Genomic DNA, 13,506 nt, shown 5'->3' with positions numbered 1-13,506 from the left:
TTCTTGTGGCTGGCCCTGATGTGCGTGGGCGCGCATGCCTGGGCCGGCCAGGTGGCCGGTACCGTCATGCAATTGAGTGGTCCGCTGATGGCGAAGAAGGCCGATGGCAAGGTGAAGATCCTGGCCATCAAGTCGGAAGTCGAGCAGGGCGACACCTTGCTGACGGAAAAGGAGACCTATGCCTTGATCAAGCTGATCGACAATAGCGAAATCACCTTGAAACCGAATACCAGTTTTGTGATCGAGCAATTCAGCTATACGGCCGAGCAGCCCGATGGCGACCATGCCGTCTTCAGCCTGCTCAAGGGGGGCTTGCGTTCCGTTACGGGCTTGCTGGGCAAGCGCAACAAGGAGCGCTTCGAGATGAAGACGCCGGCGGCTACCATCGGCATTCGAGGCACGACGTTTATTGCCGAGTATATTGGCCCGTCGATGCCTGCACTGTCGGCGCCTGCACCGTCGACGCCACGGGCTCCCGGCCTGTATGTGCAAGTGCTCGATGGGCTGATTCATGTGACGAATCCAGCGGGTGCGAGTAATTTTTCAGCCGGCCAGTTCGGTTACACGCCGAATTTCAAGCAGCCGCCGGTGGTGGTGCCCGTCAATCCCGGCATCAAGTTCATGCCGCCGCCTGCGTTCAATTCCAGCATCGGCCAGACCGCCAGCAATGGCACGCCGGGCAAGTCGAACATTATCGACTGCGAAGTACGCTGATTTTCGCTTGACCTTCCCATCATGGGATAGCAGATCCTGTACATATCAGTTAATCTTTCGTACAGGATCTGCCATGAATCAGAGTGCACTCGCTCCCGCCGCTTCCCCTCCCGTTACTGCGCACGCGCAGGCGCTGGCCATCGAAGGCATGAGCTGCGCCTCGTGCGTGGGCCGCGTGGAAAAAGCCCTGGCCGCCGTGCCGGGCGTGACCCAGGCCAGCGTCAACCTTGCCACCGAAGTGGCCAAAATCAGTTCCGACACGCCGATTCCCCTGGCCGCCTTGCAGGCAGCCGTGGAAAAAGCCGGCTATGCGGTGGCGCAGCGCGAGATCGACCTGAACATCGCCGGCATGACGTGCGCCTCTTGCGTGGGCCGGGTGGAAAAAGCCTTGCTGAAGGTGCCGGGCGTGCTTGCCGCCAGCGTCAACCTGGCCACGGAAAGCGCGCGCGTCAAGGTGACGGGCGACGCCGATGCGGGCGTCCTGATCGCCGCCATCGACAAGGCCGGCTACGAGGCCAAGGCTCCTGCCGCCAGCCAGGCCAGCGCGCCCGCGGTGCCCCCCAGCCGCGACGGCATGAAAGTGGCGTTCGCGGCCGTGCTGGCCTTCCCCCTGATGCTGCCCATGCTGCTCGAGTGGGCCGGCATCCACCTGATGCTGCCCGGCTGGATGCAATTCGCGCTGGCCACGCCCGTACAGTTTTACTTTGGCGCGCGTTTCTACAAGGCGGGCTGGAAGGCGGCCCGTGCCGGCAGCGGCAATATGGATTTGCTGGTGGCCCTGGGCACGAGCGCCGCGTATGGCTTGTCCGTCTATCAATGGCTGACGGCGGGCGAGATGCTGCCGCATCTGTATTTCGAGGCCTCGGCCGTCGTCATCACCCTCGTGCTGCTGGGTAAATGGCTGGAAAGCCGCGCCAAGCGCCAGACGGCTTCGGCCATCCGCGCGCTGCAAGTCTTGCGTCCGGAGTCGGCCCGCGTGCGCCGCGACGGCGTCGAGATCGACTTGCCCGTGGAACAGGTGAAAGTGGGCGACCTGGTGGTGATACGCCCCGGTGAACGGGTGGCCGTCGATGGCGTGGTGGTGGAAGGCGCCAGCCAGATCAACGAATCGCTGATCACCGGGGAAAGCTTGCCGGTCGATAAGCATCCGGGCGACAAGGTGACGGGCGGCGCCATCAATGCCGATGGCTTGTTGCTGGTGCGCACGCAAGCCGTGGGCGGCGAGACGACCTTGTCGCGCATCATCCGCCTGGTGGAAGATGCGCAGGCCGCCAAGGCGCCGATCCAGCACGTGGTCGACAAGGTCAGCGCGATCTTCGTGCCCGTGGTGCTGTTGCTGGCGCTGCTGACCATGCTGGGCTGGTGGTTCGCTACCGGCGAACTGGAGAACGCCATCATCAATGCCGTGGCCGTGCTGGTCATCGCCTGCCCGTGCGCGCTGGGCCTGGCCACGCCGACGGCCATCATGGCCGGCACGGGCGTGGCTGCCCGTTACGGCATCCTGATCAAGGATGCGGAAGCGCTGGAAGTGGCGCACGCCGTCAATACCGTCGTGTTCGACAAGACGGGCACCTTGACTATCGGCAAGCCCGCCCTGGCAGCTCTGCATGCGCACGGCATCGACGATGCCCGGCTGCTGCAGCTGGCGGCCAGCATCCAGCGTGGCAGCGAGCACAGCCTGGCTACGGCCGTGCTGGATGCGGCCAGCGCGCGCCACGTCGAGCCCTTGCCGGCCACGGCCCTGGCGGCCTTGCCGGGCCGCGGCCTGGCGGCGCATGTCGACGGCCTGGACCTGAAACTGGGCAGCACGCGCCTGATGCAGGAGTTAAACGTGGACATGGCACCGCTGGCGGACCGGGCCTTGTCGCTGGAAAACACGGGTAATACGATCTCCTGGCTGGCTTCGGGATCGGAACTGCTGGGCCTGTTCGCCTTCAGCGACCAGGTCAAGCCGAATGCGCAGGCGGCCATTGCCCATTTGCACAGCCTGGGCATCCGCACGGTGATGTTGACCGGGGATAACCAGGGCAGCGCCGACGCCGTCGGCAAGCTGCTGGGCATCGACACGGTGGCGGCGAAAATGCTGCCGGCCGATAAAACCGCTAAAATTGTTGCGCTGAAAGGCGAGGGCGCGAAGGTGGCCATGGTGGGCGACGGCATCAACGATGCGCCCGCGCTGGCCGCTGCCGACGTGGGCATCGCCATGTCGACGGGCACCGACGTGGCCATGCATGCGGCCGGCATCACGCTGATGCGCGGCGATCCGGCCCTGGTGGCGGACGCCATCGATATCTCGCGCCGCACCTACAGCAAGATACGGCAGAATCTGTTCTGGGCCTTCATTTACAACCTGATCGGCATTCCGCTGGCCGCCTTCGGCTTGCTCAACCCCATGGTGGCGGGCGCGGCGATGGCCTTCAGTTCCGTCAGCGTGATCAGCAATGCCCTGTTGCTGCGCCGCTGGAAAGCCCGCAGTCATTCAGGTCGCGCGCATACCAAGGAGTCATAGGATGAATATCGGCCAGGCAGCCAGTGAAACGGGCGTATCGGCAAAAATGATACGCTACTACGAGAGTATTTCATTGTTAAAACCCAGCGCGCGCAGCGACGCCGGTTACCGCATCTACACGCCGAACGACTTGCACGCCTTGCGCTTCATCAAGCGCGGGCGGGGGCTGGGTTTTTCGCTGGAGCAGATCCGCGAGCTGCTGTCGCTGTGGCAAAACGACCAGCGCGCCAGCGCTGACGTGAAAGGCATCGCCCTGGCCCACGTCGCCGAGCTCGACAAGCGCATCGCCGAACTGACGGAAATGCGCGACACGCTGGCCCACCTGGCGCAGTCGTGCCATGGCGACGACAAGCCCGATTGCCCCATCCTGCAAAGCCTGGGGCTGGCCAGCGACACGGAAGCGAAGGCTTGCTGCCATTGAGGTAAATCAACGGAGGTGCGTATGGCGTATGAACTGTATTACTGGCCCACGATACAGGGACGCGGCGAATTCATCCGCCTGGCCCTGGAAGAGGCGGGCGCCGACTACCGCGATATCGCCCGTTTGCCTGAACGCAAGGGGCAAGGTGTTCCCGCCATGCTGGCCTGCCTCGATGGCGGTGCTACGCCACAGGCCGCCTACGCCCCGCCCGTGCTGCGCGACGGCGACATGCTGATCGGCCAGACGACGAATATCCTCTTGTATCTGGGCCGCCGCCTGGCCCTGGCGCCGCGCGCGGAAAGCGGCCGTTTATGGCTGAACCAGCTGCAACTGACCATGGCCGACTGGCTGACGGAAGTGCACGACACGCACCATCCGCTGTCGATGAATCAATATTATGAGGAACAGAAACAGGCGGCCATGCTGCGCAGCGCGGATTTCCGCGAAACACGGCTGCCGAAATTCCTCGACTATTTTACCCAGGTCCTGCTGAATAATCGCAGCCGGGGCCAGTATCTGGTGGGTGCAAAGCTCACGTATGGCGACCTGTCGCTGTTCCAGATGCTGGCCGGCTTGCGTTATGCGTTTCCGCAAGCCATGGCGCGCCTGGCACCCGAATATCCGTTCCTGTCCGAGCTGCACGATATGGTGGCGGCGCGGCCGAACATCGCCCGCTACCTGCAGTCGAAGCGCAGAATCGCGTTCAATGAGGAAGGCATTTTCCGCCACTACCCCGAGCTGGACGGATAAAAAACAGCCGGCGCAAAGGCCGGCTGTCGTGATGCTGCTGTGGCTGCTACTGCGCGCTGGTGACGGGGTAGCCCGCCTCCACGATGGCGGCGCTGATGGCGTCCAGTTCGGCGGGCGATTCCACCGTGACGCGCTTGCTGGCCAGGTCGATCTGCACCTGGGCTTGCGGATCGATGGCCTGCACCGCTTTCGTGACCGAGCCGACGCAATGGCCGCAGCTCATGTTTTCAACTTGTAACTGATACATGGCAAGCACTCCTTGAATGATTAGGTGAATCCACTGTAAGCCTTGCCCCGGTGGGAAGGTCAAGGGGAAGCTGGCGTGCGCATCAATTCAGCAGGAAATCGTCCGCTTGCATGGGCGGCGGCACGTTCTCGTCCTGCACGGATTCGCGCAAGCTGATTTCGATGGCGCGGCACATGGCCGACAGCGGCAGGTCGTTGGCGTCTTCGCCGAACGGCTCCTCGATCTCGTCGCCCAAGGCATCGAGGCCAAAGAAAGTGTAGGCAACGATGGCGACGACGAACGGCGTCATGAAACCGAGCGAGTCAACCAGGCCGAACGGCAGCAGGAAGCAGTACAGATAGGCTGTGCGGTGCAGCAACAGCGAATACGAAAACGGAATCGGCGTGCTGCGGATGCGTTCGCACGACGCGCCCGCCGCTACCATGGCCGAAACCGTGTTATCGATCTGTGCGGTGAAGATGCTGTCGATGCGGCCTTGCCGGACACAGTCGGCCAGGTCGTGGCCCATCTGCAGCATCAGGTAGTCCGATGGATTCGATGCCTGGCAAGCCGCTTCCCATTCGGCCGGGCGCAGCAGCGGCTGCAAGTCGGCCGGTCCGCGCGTGTCGCGCAGCTGGTGGCGCAGGGCGTGGCAAAAGGCGATGGTGCGGTAAATCATGCGCACGCGCACATCTTCCAGGCCCAGCCTCGCGTGGGCCGGCGTGTCGCCGCGTATCATGGTCTGGCACTGGCGCGAGAAATTACGGCTGCGCAAGACCAGTTCGCCCCACAGCTTGCGCGCTTCCCAGTAGCGGTCATAGGCGGCCGTGTTGCGAAAGCCCAGGAAGATGGCCAGCGGCAAGCCGATCAGCGTAAACGGGATGGTGGTCAAGATCACCTTGTGGTCGAACAAGGTGCCGTGGCACCAGGTGACGAGGGTGGCGATCAGGGTATTGACGATGAGCGTGGTGCGGATGCGCGGCAGGACGGAGCCGCGCACCACGAGGAACAGCCTTAGCGCCGAAGGGCGCTCGCGCACGATCATGCTGCGCTCCTTGCTGGGGGCTGGGCTGGCGGGGAAGGGCGGGCCCGGTAATCGGTAAAAGAGGAAAGATGCAGTGGCAATGGCCGGGAACAAAAAGCCCGCGATGTATGCGGGCTGAGCAGGGTGTGCATGGGAAGCAGTGTAGGGGAGACGGTTTAAGTATAGGCCGCCGATCCGTTTCCAGCCAATTCACAGTGATAATGGGTATTATTCATTTCATGAATGAATATTTCATTTGTAAGTTATTGTGTGAATTTAGCTATCCGATTCCTGTCGCTGCCTGATCTTCTTGCGGTGTTCTTCCTGCTGCCGTTTCAGTGCGGCACTGGCCGTATAGCCGTTGCGGAACCACGCCGGGTTCTTGCCGCGGCCCGGCCGGGAGCAGTCAGCCAGGCTGGCCACGTCGGCGCAGTCGCAAGCGCAGTCCAGCAGAGGTACGTCGCAGTCGCAAAATCCCGCCTGGGCCTGGCGGCGCGCACTGCGCCGCGTCTGCGGATGCAGCGCCAGGTATCGGCGATGGTGTTCGCCGCAGGCGCGCAGACGCCGTTGCAGCAGCGCCAGTCCGGCGCGCAAGCCGTGACGCGCGATGACCTTGTAGCCATAGGCGGAGCAGCTGTCGCGCCCCGTCAGCACGCGGTAGGCGCAGCGAAATCCTTTCCAGGGAGATAGATGGCGCTGGTAGACGCGGATCGCCCACAGGACCAGGTGCTTGCCGCAGGTGTCGAAGGTGAAAATATTGCTTCCTTTGCCGTTTGCCTTGCGGCACTGACTCGAGCATACGACAGGTCTGCAAAAAAGAATAGCGGCAAGCCCGCATGCATGGGACACGTGGCAAAGAGAGATAGGCCGGTGCTCGCCATGCCGCCTGCGGCCATTCGCCGCTATGTTCGCGTGCGTACTGTCGCGCGGCGCGTCCGCCAGCATACTGCCCAGCTACCCCACGCAGTCCCGGGGTGCCAAGACCAAGGAAACCAGATGAGCTATCAGACCACGAATCCCTACAGCGAACAGATCGAGCAGACCTTCACATCGCATAGCGATGCGCAAATGGACAATATACTGGCCCAGGCAGCCACTGCTTTCGAGAGCGACTGGCGCCAGCGCAGCTTTGCCGAGCGCAAGGCAGTCGTCAAGAAAGCGGCCATGCTGCTGAAGGAACAAGGCGATGCCTTCGCCAAGCTGATCACCGTGGAAATGGGCAAGCTGTTCAAGGAAGCGCAGCAGGAAGTGTCGCTGTGCGTGAAAATCCTCGACTACTACGCGGATAATGCTGAGCAATTTCTCGCTCCCAAACAACTAGACGTCAAGCGCGGCGAGGCCAGCGTGGAAATCGCGCCGCTGGGCGTGATCTTCTGCGTCGAGCCGTGGAATTTCCCGTATTACCAGCTGGCCAGGGTCGCGGGTCCGAATTTGATGGCGGGCAATACCCTGGTGGTGAAACACGCGTCCAACGTGCCCCAGTGCGCACTGGCCTTTGAAAAACTGTTCCTTGACGCGGGCGCGCCGGCAGGCGCCTACAGCAACGCATTCTTGTCCAGCGAGCAAGTGGCCACCGCCATTGCCGACCCGCGCGTGCAGGGCGTGGCGCTGACGGGCAGCGAGCGTGCCGGCGCCTCCGTGGCGGCCACGGCCGGCAAGGCCCTGAAGAAAACCACGATGGAACTGGGCGGCAGCGACGCCTTCATCGTCCTGGACGACGCCGACATGGACCTGGCCGTCAAGCTGGCCGTCGTCGGCCGCATCCAGAATGCGGGCCAGGTGTGCGACGGCTCGAAACGCTTTATCCTGCTCGACAGCATTGCCGATACCTTTGTCGAGCGCTTCCAGGCCGAACTGGCCAAGCTGCAGCCAGGCGACCCGATGGATCCCGCCACGACCCTGGCGCCGCTGTCGAGCAAATCGGCGCTGGAGCTGGCCGTCAAGCAAGTTGGCCAGGCCGTGGAAGGCGGCGCGAAAGTGCTGCTGGGCGGCAAGCGCATCGAGCGTGCCGGCTACTTCATGGCGCCGACCATTCTCACCGAAGTCACGCCTGGCAATCCCGTCTACTACCAGGAATTCTTTGCCCCCGTCGCCATGATTTTCCGCGTCAAGGATGACGACGCGGCGATCGCCCTGGCCAACGATTCTCCCTTCGGCCTCGGTGGCACCATCATCACGGCAGACGTCGCGCGCGGCAAACGCCTGGCCAGCCGCATCGACACGGGCATGGTATTCATCAACTCGCCCGCCGTCACGGCGCCTGAACTGCCATTTGGCGGCGTGAAACATTCGGGTTACGGCCGCGAATTGTCCGACCTGGGCATCATGGAATTCGTCAACCGCAAGCTGGTGCTGGTCGGCTGACCGGGCGACCTTGGGGGCGTTTCCTTACGCCCCCAGCGCCTGCCAGCCATACCAGCCGAACGCCGCCACCCACGCCAGCAAGATCGCCAGCCCCGGCAGCAACAGCCATTTTGCTGCCGTCTCTTCCCACGTCACATACGGCTTGCCGCCGCGCGCGATGGCCAGCAGCGCCTGGCCCCCATTCAGACCGGCAAACGGCAGCAGATTAAAGGCGCACAGTTTCAGCGAGAACAGGGCGAACACCGGCGCAAAGCCATGCGTACGGGCAAATAGTTCCCCTGCACCCAGCAATTCCTGCGCCCTCGACAACGGCGCCAGCGCGCCAGCGACGATTTGTCCGAAGGCGGCGATAAAGCGCTCCCAGCCCGAGGCTCCCATGATGCCCAGTGACAAGGCCAGCAGCACGGCCACGCCGCTCAATGGCAGCAGCACCTGCTTCCACAGCGGCTGGAAGTTGTAGGCGTCAAGGCAGGGATCGTCGTCATACAAGGTTTCCTCACGCGTATCTTTCAGCACCAGATTGCCGGCCAGGGGCAGCAGCTTGACGCGCACTTTGCCCCAGGTCAGCAGGGTGGGACCGACGCCATAGCTGATGCTGCGCACCGTGATGCCGAACAGCCTGGCGCAGGCCGCCATGACGGAAATGTGGAGCAGCATGAAAACGATGAAGCAGAGCAGCAACTGCAGGGCGGGAGGCATCGGCAAGGTGTCCAGGAAGAAAGGAGCGGTATTAGAACATGCCGCAGGAAATAGTCGCGCACATGAAAAAAGCCCCGCCTGCATCGCTGCAGCCGGGGCTTCGAATGACTGGGGCAGCTTGCGCCGCCCGCTATAACTTACAGCACTTCGCTGGCGTGGTCGGCCAGGCGCGAACGCTCGCCGCGGGCCAGGGTGACGTGGCCGCTGTGGGTCCAGCCCTTGAAGCGGTCGACCACGTAGGTCAGGCCGCTCGAGCCTTCCGTCAGGTACGGCGTGTCGATCTGGGCAATGTTGCCCAGGCACAGGATCTTCGTGCCGGGACCGGCGCGCGTGACCAGGGTCTTGACCTGTTTTGGCGTCAAGTTTTGCGCTTCATCGATGATGAGGAACTTGTTGACGAAGGTGCGGCCGCGCATGAAGTTGAGCGACTTGATCTTGATGCGCGAGCGGATCAGGTCTTGCGTTGCCGCGCGGCCCCATTCGCCGCCATCGGAGTCGGACTTGTTCAGCACTTCCAGGTTGTCGTCGAAGGCGCCCATCCATGGCGACATCTTTTCTTCTTCCGTGCCTGGCAGGAAACCGATGTCTTCGCCGACGGGCACCGTCACGCGGGTGACGATGATTTCATTGTAGAGCTTGGTTTCCAGCACTTGCGCCAGGCCGGCAGCCAGGGCCAGCAGGGTCTTGCCGGTACCGGCCTGACCCAGCAGGGTGACGAAATCGCATTCCGGATTCATCAGCAGGTTCAGCGCGAAGTTCTGCTCGCGGTTGCGCGCCGTCACGCCCCACACATTGTTCTTCGTGTGGCTGAAGTCGCGCAGGGTTTGCAGCACGGCCGTCTTGCCGTTGATCTGCTTCACCTGGCCGTAGAACGGCGTTTCGCCGTTTTTCGGTTCCAGGTAGATGAACTGGTTGACCAGCAGCGATGGAATGAACGGGCCCGTCACGCGGTAGAAGGTGGAGCTGTAGCCGTTCTTGCTTTCCTGCCACGACTCCATGTCCTTGCCGTGCTTGTTCCAGAAGTCGTCCGGCAATTGCACGATGCCCGAGTACAGCAAGTCCGTGTCTTCCAGCACATGGTCGTTGAAGTAATCTTCGGCCGGCAAGCCCAGGGCGCGCGCCTTGATGCGCATGTTGATGTCTTTCGACACCAGCACGACGGGGCGGCCTTCCTGTTCCGACTCGAGCGAACGCACGACGGCCAGGATCTGGTTGTCGGCCTTGCCCACTGGCAAGCCTGCCGGCAGGTCGGCGCTTTGCAAACGCGTCTGGAAGAACAGACGGCCCTTGGCGTCCTTGTTGCCCAGCTTGGACAGCAGGATGCCGTGTTCGATGGCGTCGTCATCCGTGTTGCTGATCAGGGCATCGAGCGTGCGCGACACCTGGCGCGCATTGCGGGCCACTTCCGTCATGCCCTTTTTGTGGTTGTCCAGCTCTTCCAGGGTCATCATCGGCAGGTACACATCGTGTTCCTCGAAGCGGAACAGCGACGATGGATCGTGCATCAGCACGTTCGTGTCGAGCACGAACAGCTTGCTGATGCCGCGCTGATCGGCGGCGCGGCTGGCGGACGACTTGAGCTGCACTTCCACAGGCTTGTGCTTGGCCGGATGCGGCTGCTCTGCCTGCTTGACGGGCTTGATCGGCGTGACCTTGCCTTTTGCCGCCGGCTTGGCTTTCGCTGCAGGCGCGGCAACGGCGGCAGGCGCGGCCGCAACCGGCGCCGGGGCTGGCACTGGCTTGGCGACCATCAGGGCCGCCACTTGCTTGATCTTCGTGGCCGCATTGCGGACCGGTTTGGCAACTTCGGCCATCGCCGCTTCAATGATCGGTGCAGCCACTTTCTTGGCTGCCGGGGTTTTGGTGGCCGGGCGCGCTGCGCCTGCGGTTGGGTAATCTTGGGTGGCCAGGATGGTGGCTGGCTTGCTCGGTAATTTTGGCAGTGGCATCAGGATCTCAATCAAAAAATTTCTGGAATGAATCGCCCATGGGCAGCCAGCTTCTGGCGGCACTTCTCATGGGGTGGATGCGGGGGAACAACAATGCTACAGGACGAATAACTGCCGGGAGGCCGGCAGCATGGCCGGTCATGGACGCCATCGGCGGGCTGCAGGCCCGTCTGGCGGAGTGGATGGAGGCGCTTCGTTGACTCAAAATGGCGATAGGTACCGTGAACTGAACTGCGGTTGAACCAGGCTTGCTGGAAGCCGACAACGCGCATTGGATCAAAATGAACGATCAATTCAGATGCGCTACGAATTCCAGCACTTCTTCCACGTGAGTTGCGACCTTCACGCCTCTCCATTCTTTCACCAATCGGCCCTGGGCGTCAATCACAAACGTACTGCGCTCGACGCCGCGTACGGTCTTGCCGTACATCTGTTTCATCTTCATGACGTTAAACAGCAGGCAAACGGCTTCGTCCGGGTCGGAAATGAGCTCGAACGGCAGTTCCAGCTTGGCTTTGAAGCTTTCGTGCGAGCGCAGGGAATCGCGGCTGATGCCGTAGATTTCCACGCCGGCGGCGACAAATTGCGGATACGCGTCACGGAAGGCGATGTTTTCAGTGGTGCAGCCAGGGGTGTTGTCCTTCGGATAGAAAAACAGTACCGTGGCCTTGGCCGGGCGGCCCAGCAACTGAAAGGTCTTGCCGCTGGTCATGGCGGCACTAAAGTCGGGTATGCTAACGAGGGATTGGCTATCAGCCACAGGTTCTCTCCTGAACGGTGATCATCAGCGCTGGTTTTTAATCTGGCAACGCATCCAGGTGCAACAATACAGCATTCAGGCCGCTTTGCCCTGCACAATCAGGCGTCCCGAACGCCCGGGCAACTCATCCCAGGTGATGGGGCAAATTGGCAAGTCCGCATCTTTTATCTTTTCATAATAATCGCCCATCGCCGCAAACTGGTAGCCCTGGGCTTTCCAGCCAGTCAGCAGTTGTTCGAAAATGGGGGCGAGTTTCTGTCCTTCAAGTTCCGCATGCAAGGTATACACATGATCGCGCGGGTTGTCCGCCGTCAGTGACAGGATATGCGCGGCAACATTGCCGGTGGTGATCAGCTTGCCGTCGATTTCGCAGCCCAGCAGTTCGTCCAGGGTGGGCAGGGTGGTGGGCAATTGCACGCAGCGCAGGATGGTGTTGCCATTGCGCACGCGGTGCGGGCCATTGCCCGGATGCACCATTGCGCCGCGCGCGTCGAGCATGGCGCGGCCATCGGAGGCAAAGCGGTAGCCGGCCGTGTCGTGCTCGACAAAGGCGCTGACATTCATTTGCCAGCCGGCCGCGCCGTGCGTGTGCGGCTTGCTGCCGAACACCTGTTCGTAGCGGTTGGCGGCCTTGCGCATCATGGTAATGGTCCAGGCGGCGTTGCGCTTGGCCACATTGTCTTGCCACAGGGTGTGATCCCAGGTGTGGATGCCGCACTCGAAACCGGCATCGCGCACGGCGCGCAATTGCGCCGCGCACTGCTTGCCGATATCGGGTCCCGGCAGCAAGGTGCCGTACATCAATGTTTTCAAGCCGTAGTGCTCGACCACCGACGTGCGCGACACCTTGCTGAAAAAGCCGGGCCGCAAGGCGCGCCGCAGGGCCCAGCCCGTGTGGTCGGGGCCCAGCGAGAACAGAAAGGTGGCCTTGGCCTGGTGCGCGGCCAGCATGCGCACCAGATTGCCCATGCCTTCACGGGTGCCGCGATAGGTATCGACGTCGATTTTCAGGGTCAGGAACGGCTTGCTCAACATTAATCCATCAGGGCTTTGGCTTGGGCTACCTGGCTGCGGTAGGCGTCGAAAATATTGCGCAGGGAATCGGCCATGGTGGTGGTCGGCGCCCAGCCCAGCTCTTCGCAGGTATTCGTGATTTTCGGCACGCGGTTCTGCACGTCCTGGTAGCCGGCGCCGTAGTAGGCGCCCGAAGTCGTTTCCACGATGTTCACGTGTTTCGCGCCTTCGGCGTATTCCGGGTATTCGGCAGCCAGGGTCAGCATCATGCCGGCCAGGTCGCGGATCGAATAGTTATTGGTCGGATTGCCAATGTTGTAGATCTTGCCGCTGGCGATGCCGTTCTTGTTGGCGATGATGCGGATCAGCGCATCGATGCCGTCGTCGATATAGGTGAACGCGCGTTTCTGCGCGCCGCCGTCGACCAGCGAGATGTTTTCGCCTCGCACGATGTGGCCGAAGAATTGCGTCACCACGCGCGAGGAACCTTCTTTTGGCGTGTGGATCGAGTCCAGGCCCGCGCCGATCCAGTTGAATGGACGGAACAGGGTGAAGTTCAAGCCTTCCATGCCGTAGCCCCAGATCACGCGGTCCATCAGCTGCTTGGCGTTCGAATAGATCCAGCGCGGCTTGTTGATTGGGCCGCAGATCAGTTCCGAGTTTTCCGGATCGAATTCCTCGTCATGGCACATGCCATACACTTCCGAGGTCGACGGGAAGACCAGGTGCTTGCCGTACTTGGCGGCCGAGCGCACGATAGGCAGGTTGGCTTCGAAGTCCAGTTCGAAGACGCGCAGCGGCTGCTTGACGTAGGTCGACGGCGTGGCGATGGCCACCAGCGGCAGGATCACGTCGCATTTCTTGACGTGGTACTCGACCCATTCCTTGTTGATCGTGATGTCGCCTTCGAAGAAGTGCATGCGCGACTTGTAGTTGTCATCTTCCAGCAATTCCGTGATGCGGTCCGTGTTCATGTCCATGCCGTAGACATGCCAGTCGGTGGTTTCCAGGATGCGCTTGGACAGGTGGTGGCCGATGAAACCGTTGACGCCTAAGATGAGGACTTTTTTCATATG

General features: G+C 62.1%; 13 protein-coding genes. 5 read left to right on the top strand and 8 right to left on the bottom strand.

Annotated features, from left to right (window positions below):
* Window positions 1-3: 3 nt before the first annotated feature.
* From AC1RBA_RS08585 to AC1RBA_RS08570, 4 genes are all read left to right on the top strand, one after another.
* On the top strand, window positions 4-714 hold the full coding sequence (locus AC1RBA_RS08585; protein WP_492417656.1) for a FecR family protein: 711 nt from the start codon (window positions 4-6) through the stop codon (window positions 712-714).
* A gap of 73 nt (window positions 715-787) precedes the next feature.
* Window positions 788-3,223, top strand: coding sequence for a heavy metal translocating P-type ATPase (locus tag AC1RBA_RS08580; protein ID WP_492417653.1), 2,436 nt, complete (start codon window positions 788-790; stop codon window positions 3,221-3,223).
* A gap of 1 nt (window position 3,224) precedes the next feature.
* Entirely contained in the window at window positions 3,225-3,644 is a 420-nt protein-coding gene (gene cueR / locus AC1RBA_RS08575) for a Cu(I)-responsive transcriptional regulator (protein WP_070219126.1), read from the top strand.
* A 21-nt stretch (window positions 3,645-3,665) separates the two neighbouring features.
* A complete protein-coding gene (locus AC1RBA_RS08570) occupies window positions 3,666-4,394 on the top strand; it encodes a glutathione S-transferase (RefSeq protein WP_492417650.1) in 729 nt (242 codons plus the stop codon).
* 46 nt (window positions 4,395-4,440) lie between these two features.
* On the opposite strand, the gene AC1RBA_RS08565 is transcribed toward AC1RBA_RS08570, so the two are convergent.
* The 3 genes from AC1RBA_RS08565 to yidD form a co-directional block, all read right to left on the bottom strand.
* Entirely contained in the window at window positions 4,441-4,641 is a 201-nt protein-coding gene (locus AC1RBA_RS08565; RefSeq protein WP_492417648.1) for a heavy-metal-associated domain-containing protein, read from the bottom strand.
* An 82-nt stretch (window positions 4,642-4,723) separates the two neighbouring features.
* Window positions 4,724-5,665, bottom strand: coding sequence for a bestrophin family protein (locus tag AC1RBA_RS08560; RefSeq protein ID WP_492417646.1), 942 nt, complete (start codon window positions 5,663-5,665; stop codon window positions 4,724-4,726).
* A gap of 255 nt (window positions 5,666-5,920) precedes the next feature.
* Window positions 5,921-6,589 carry a membrane protein insertion efficiency factor YidD gene (gene yidD / locus AC1RBA_RS08555; protein WP_083286942.1) on the bottom strand — a complete coding sequence of 223 codons (669 nt, stop codon included), beginning with the start codon at window positions 6,587-6,589 and terminating at the stop codon, window positions 5,921-5,923.
* Between the two features lie 51 nt (window positions 6,590-6,640).
* Between yidD and AC1RBA_RS08550 the strand changes: the two genes are divergently transcribed.
* On the top strand, window positions 6,641-8,008 hold the full coding sequence (locus AC1RBA_RS08550) for an NAD-dependent succinate-semialdehyde dehydrogenase (protein WP_492417644.1): 1,368 nt from the start codon (window positions 6,641-6,643) through the stop codon (window positions 8,006-8,008).
* 24 nt (window positions 8,009-8,032) lie between these two features.
* Here AC1RBA_RS08550 and AC1RBA_RS08545 read toward each other — a convergent pair whose 3' ends face one another.
* The 5 genes from AC1RBA_RS08545 to AC1RBA_RS08525 all read right to left on the bottom strand — a co-directional run bounded on the left by AC1RBA_RS08545 (window position 8,033) and on the right by AC1RBA_RS08525 (window position 13,503).
* Window positions 8,033-8,707 carry a site-2 protease family protein gene (locus AC1RBA_RS08545; RefSeq protein WP_492417642.1) on the bottom strand — a complete coding sequence of 225 codons (675 nt, stop codon included), beginning with the start codon at window positions 8,705-8,707 and terminating at the stop codon, window positions 8,033-8,035.
* A gap of 137 nt (window positions 8,708-8,844) precedes the next feature.
* Window positions 8,845-10,656, bottom strand: a complete 1,812-nt coding sequence (locus AC1RBA_RS08540; RefSeq protein WP_492417640.1) for a PhoH family protein — start codon at window positions 10,654-10,656, stop codon at window positions 8,845-8,847.
* A 289-nt stretch (window positions 10,657-10,945) separates the two neighbouring features.
* On the bottom strand, window positions 10,946-11,416 hold the full coding sequence (locus AC1RBA_RS08535; protein ID WP_034750445.1) for a peroxiredoxin: 471 nt from the start codon (window positions 11,414-11,416) through the stop codon (window positions 10,946-10,948).
* Window positions 11,417-11,491: 75 nt separating this feature from the next.
* On the bottom strand, window positions 11,492-12,451 hold the full coding sequence (locus AC1RBA_RS08530; protein WP_070219135.1) for a polysaccharide deacetylase family protein: 960 nt from the start codon (window positions 12,449-12,451) through the stop codon (window positions 11,492-11,494).
* Window positions 12,451-13,503: a bifunctional UDP-4-keto-pentose/UDP-xylose synthase gene (locus tag AC1RBA_RS08525; protein WP_070219136.1), complete on the bottom strand. Its 1,053-nt coding sequence runs from the start codon at window positions 13,501-13,503 to the stop codon at window positions 12,451-12,453. Before AC1RBA_RS08525 ends, AC1RBA_RS08530 begins: the two co-directional genes overlap by 1 nt.
* Window positions 13,504-13,506 lie beyond the last annotated feature (3 nt).

The sequence above is a fragment of the Janthinobacterium sp. GW823-FHT03B06 genome (assembly GCF_058796955.1).
This window is presented reverse-complemented; position numbering and strand designations above follow the sequence as displayed.

Excerpts from the sequence above, each read along its gene's own strand:
- AC1RBA_RS08580 (WP_492417653.1), top strand. The coding sequence starts at position 788 with ATGAATCAGAGTGCACTCGCTCCCGCCGCTTCCCCTCCCGTTACTGCG.
- AC1RBA_RS08565 (WP_492417648.1), bottom strand. The coding sequence starts at position 4,641 with ATGTATCAGTTACAAGTTGAAAACATGAGCTGCGGCCATTGCGTCGGC.
- cueR (WP_070219126.1), top strand. The coding sequence starts at position 3,225 with ATGAATATCGGCCAGGCAGCCAGTGAAACGGGCGTATCGGCAAAAATG.
- AC1RBA_RS08550 (WP_492417644.1), top strand. The coding sequence starts at position 6,641 with ATGAGCTATCAGACCACGAATCCCTACAGCGAACAGATCGAGCAGACC.
- AC1RBA_RS08525 (WP_070219136.1), bottom strand. The coding sequence starts at position 13,503 with ATGAAAAAAGTCCTCATCTTAGGCGTCAACGGTTTCATCGGCCACCAC.
- AC1RBA_RS08560 (WP_492417646.1), bottom strand. The coding sequence starts at position 5,665 with ATGATCGTGCGCGAGCGCCCTTCGGCGCTAAGGCTGTTCCTCGTGGTG.
- AC1RBA_RS08545 (WP_492417642.1), bottom strand. The coding sequence starts at position 8,707 with ATGCCTCCCGCCCTGCAGTTGCTGCTCTGCTTCATCGTTTTCATGCTG.
- yidD (WP_083286942.1), bottom strand. The coding sequence starts at position 6,589 with ATGCTGGCGGACGCGCCGCGCGACAGTACGCACGCGAACATAGCGGCG.
- AC1RBA_RS08540 (WP_492417640.1), bottom strand. The coding sequence starts at position 10,656 with ATGCCACTGCCAAAATTACCGAGCAAGCCAGCCACCATCCTGGCCACC.
- AC1RBA_RS08570 (WP_492417650.1), top strand. The coding sequence starts at position 3,666 with ATGGCGTATGAACTGTATTACTGGCCCACGATACAGGGACGCGGCGAA.
- AC1RBA_RS08530 (WP_070219135.1), bottom strand. The coding sequence starts at position 12,451 with ATGTTGAGCAAGCCGTTCCTGACCCTGAAAATCGACGTCGATACCTAT.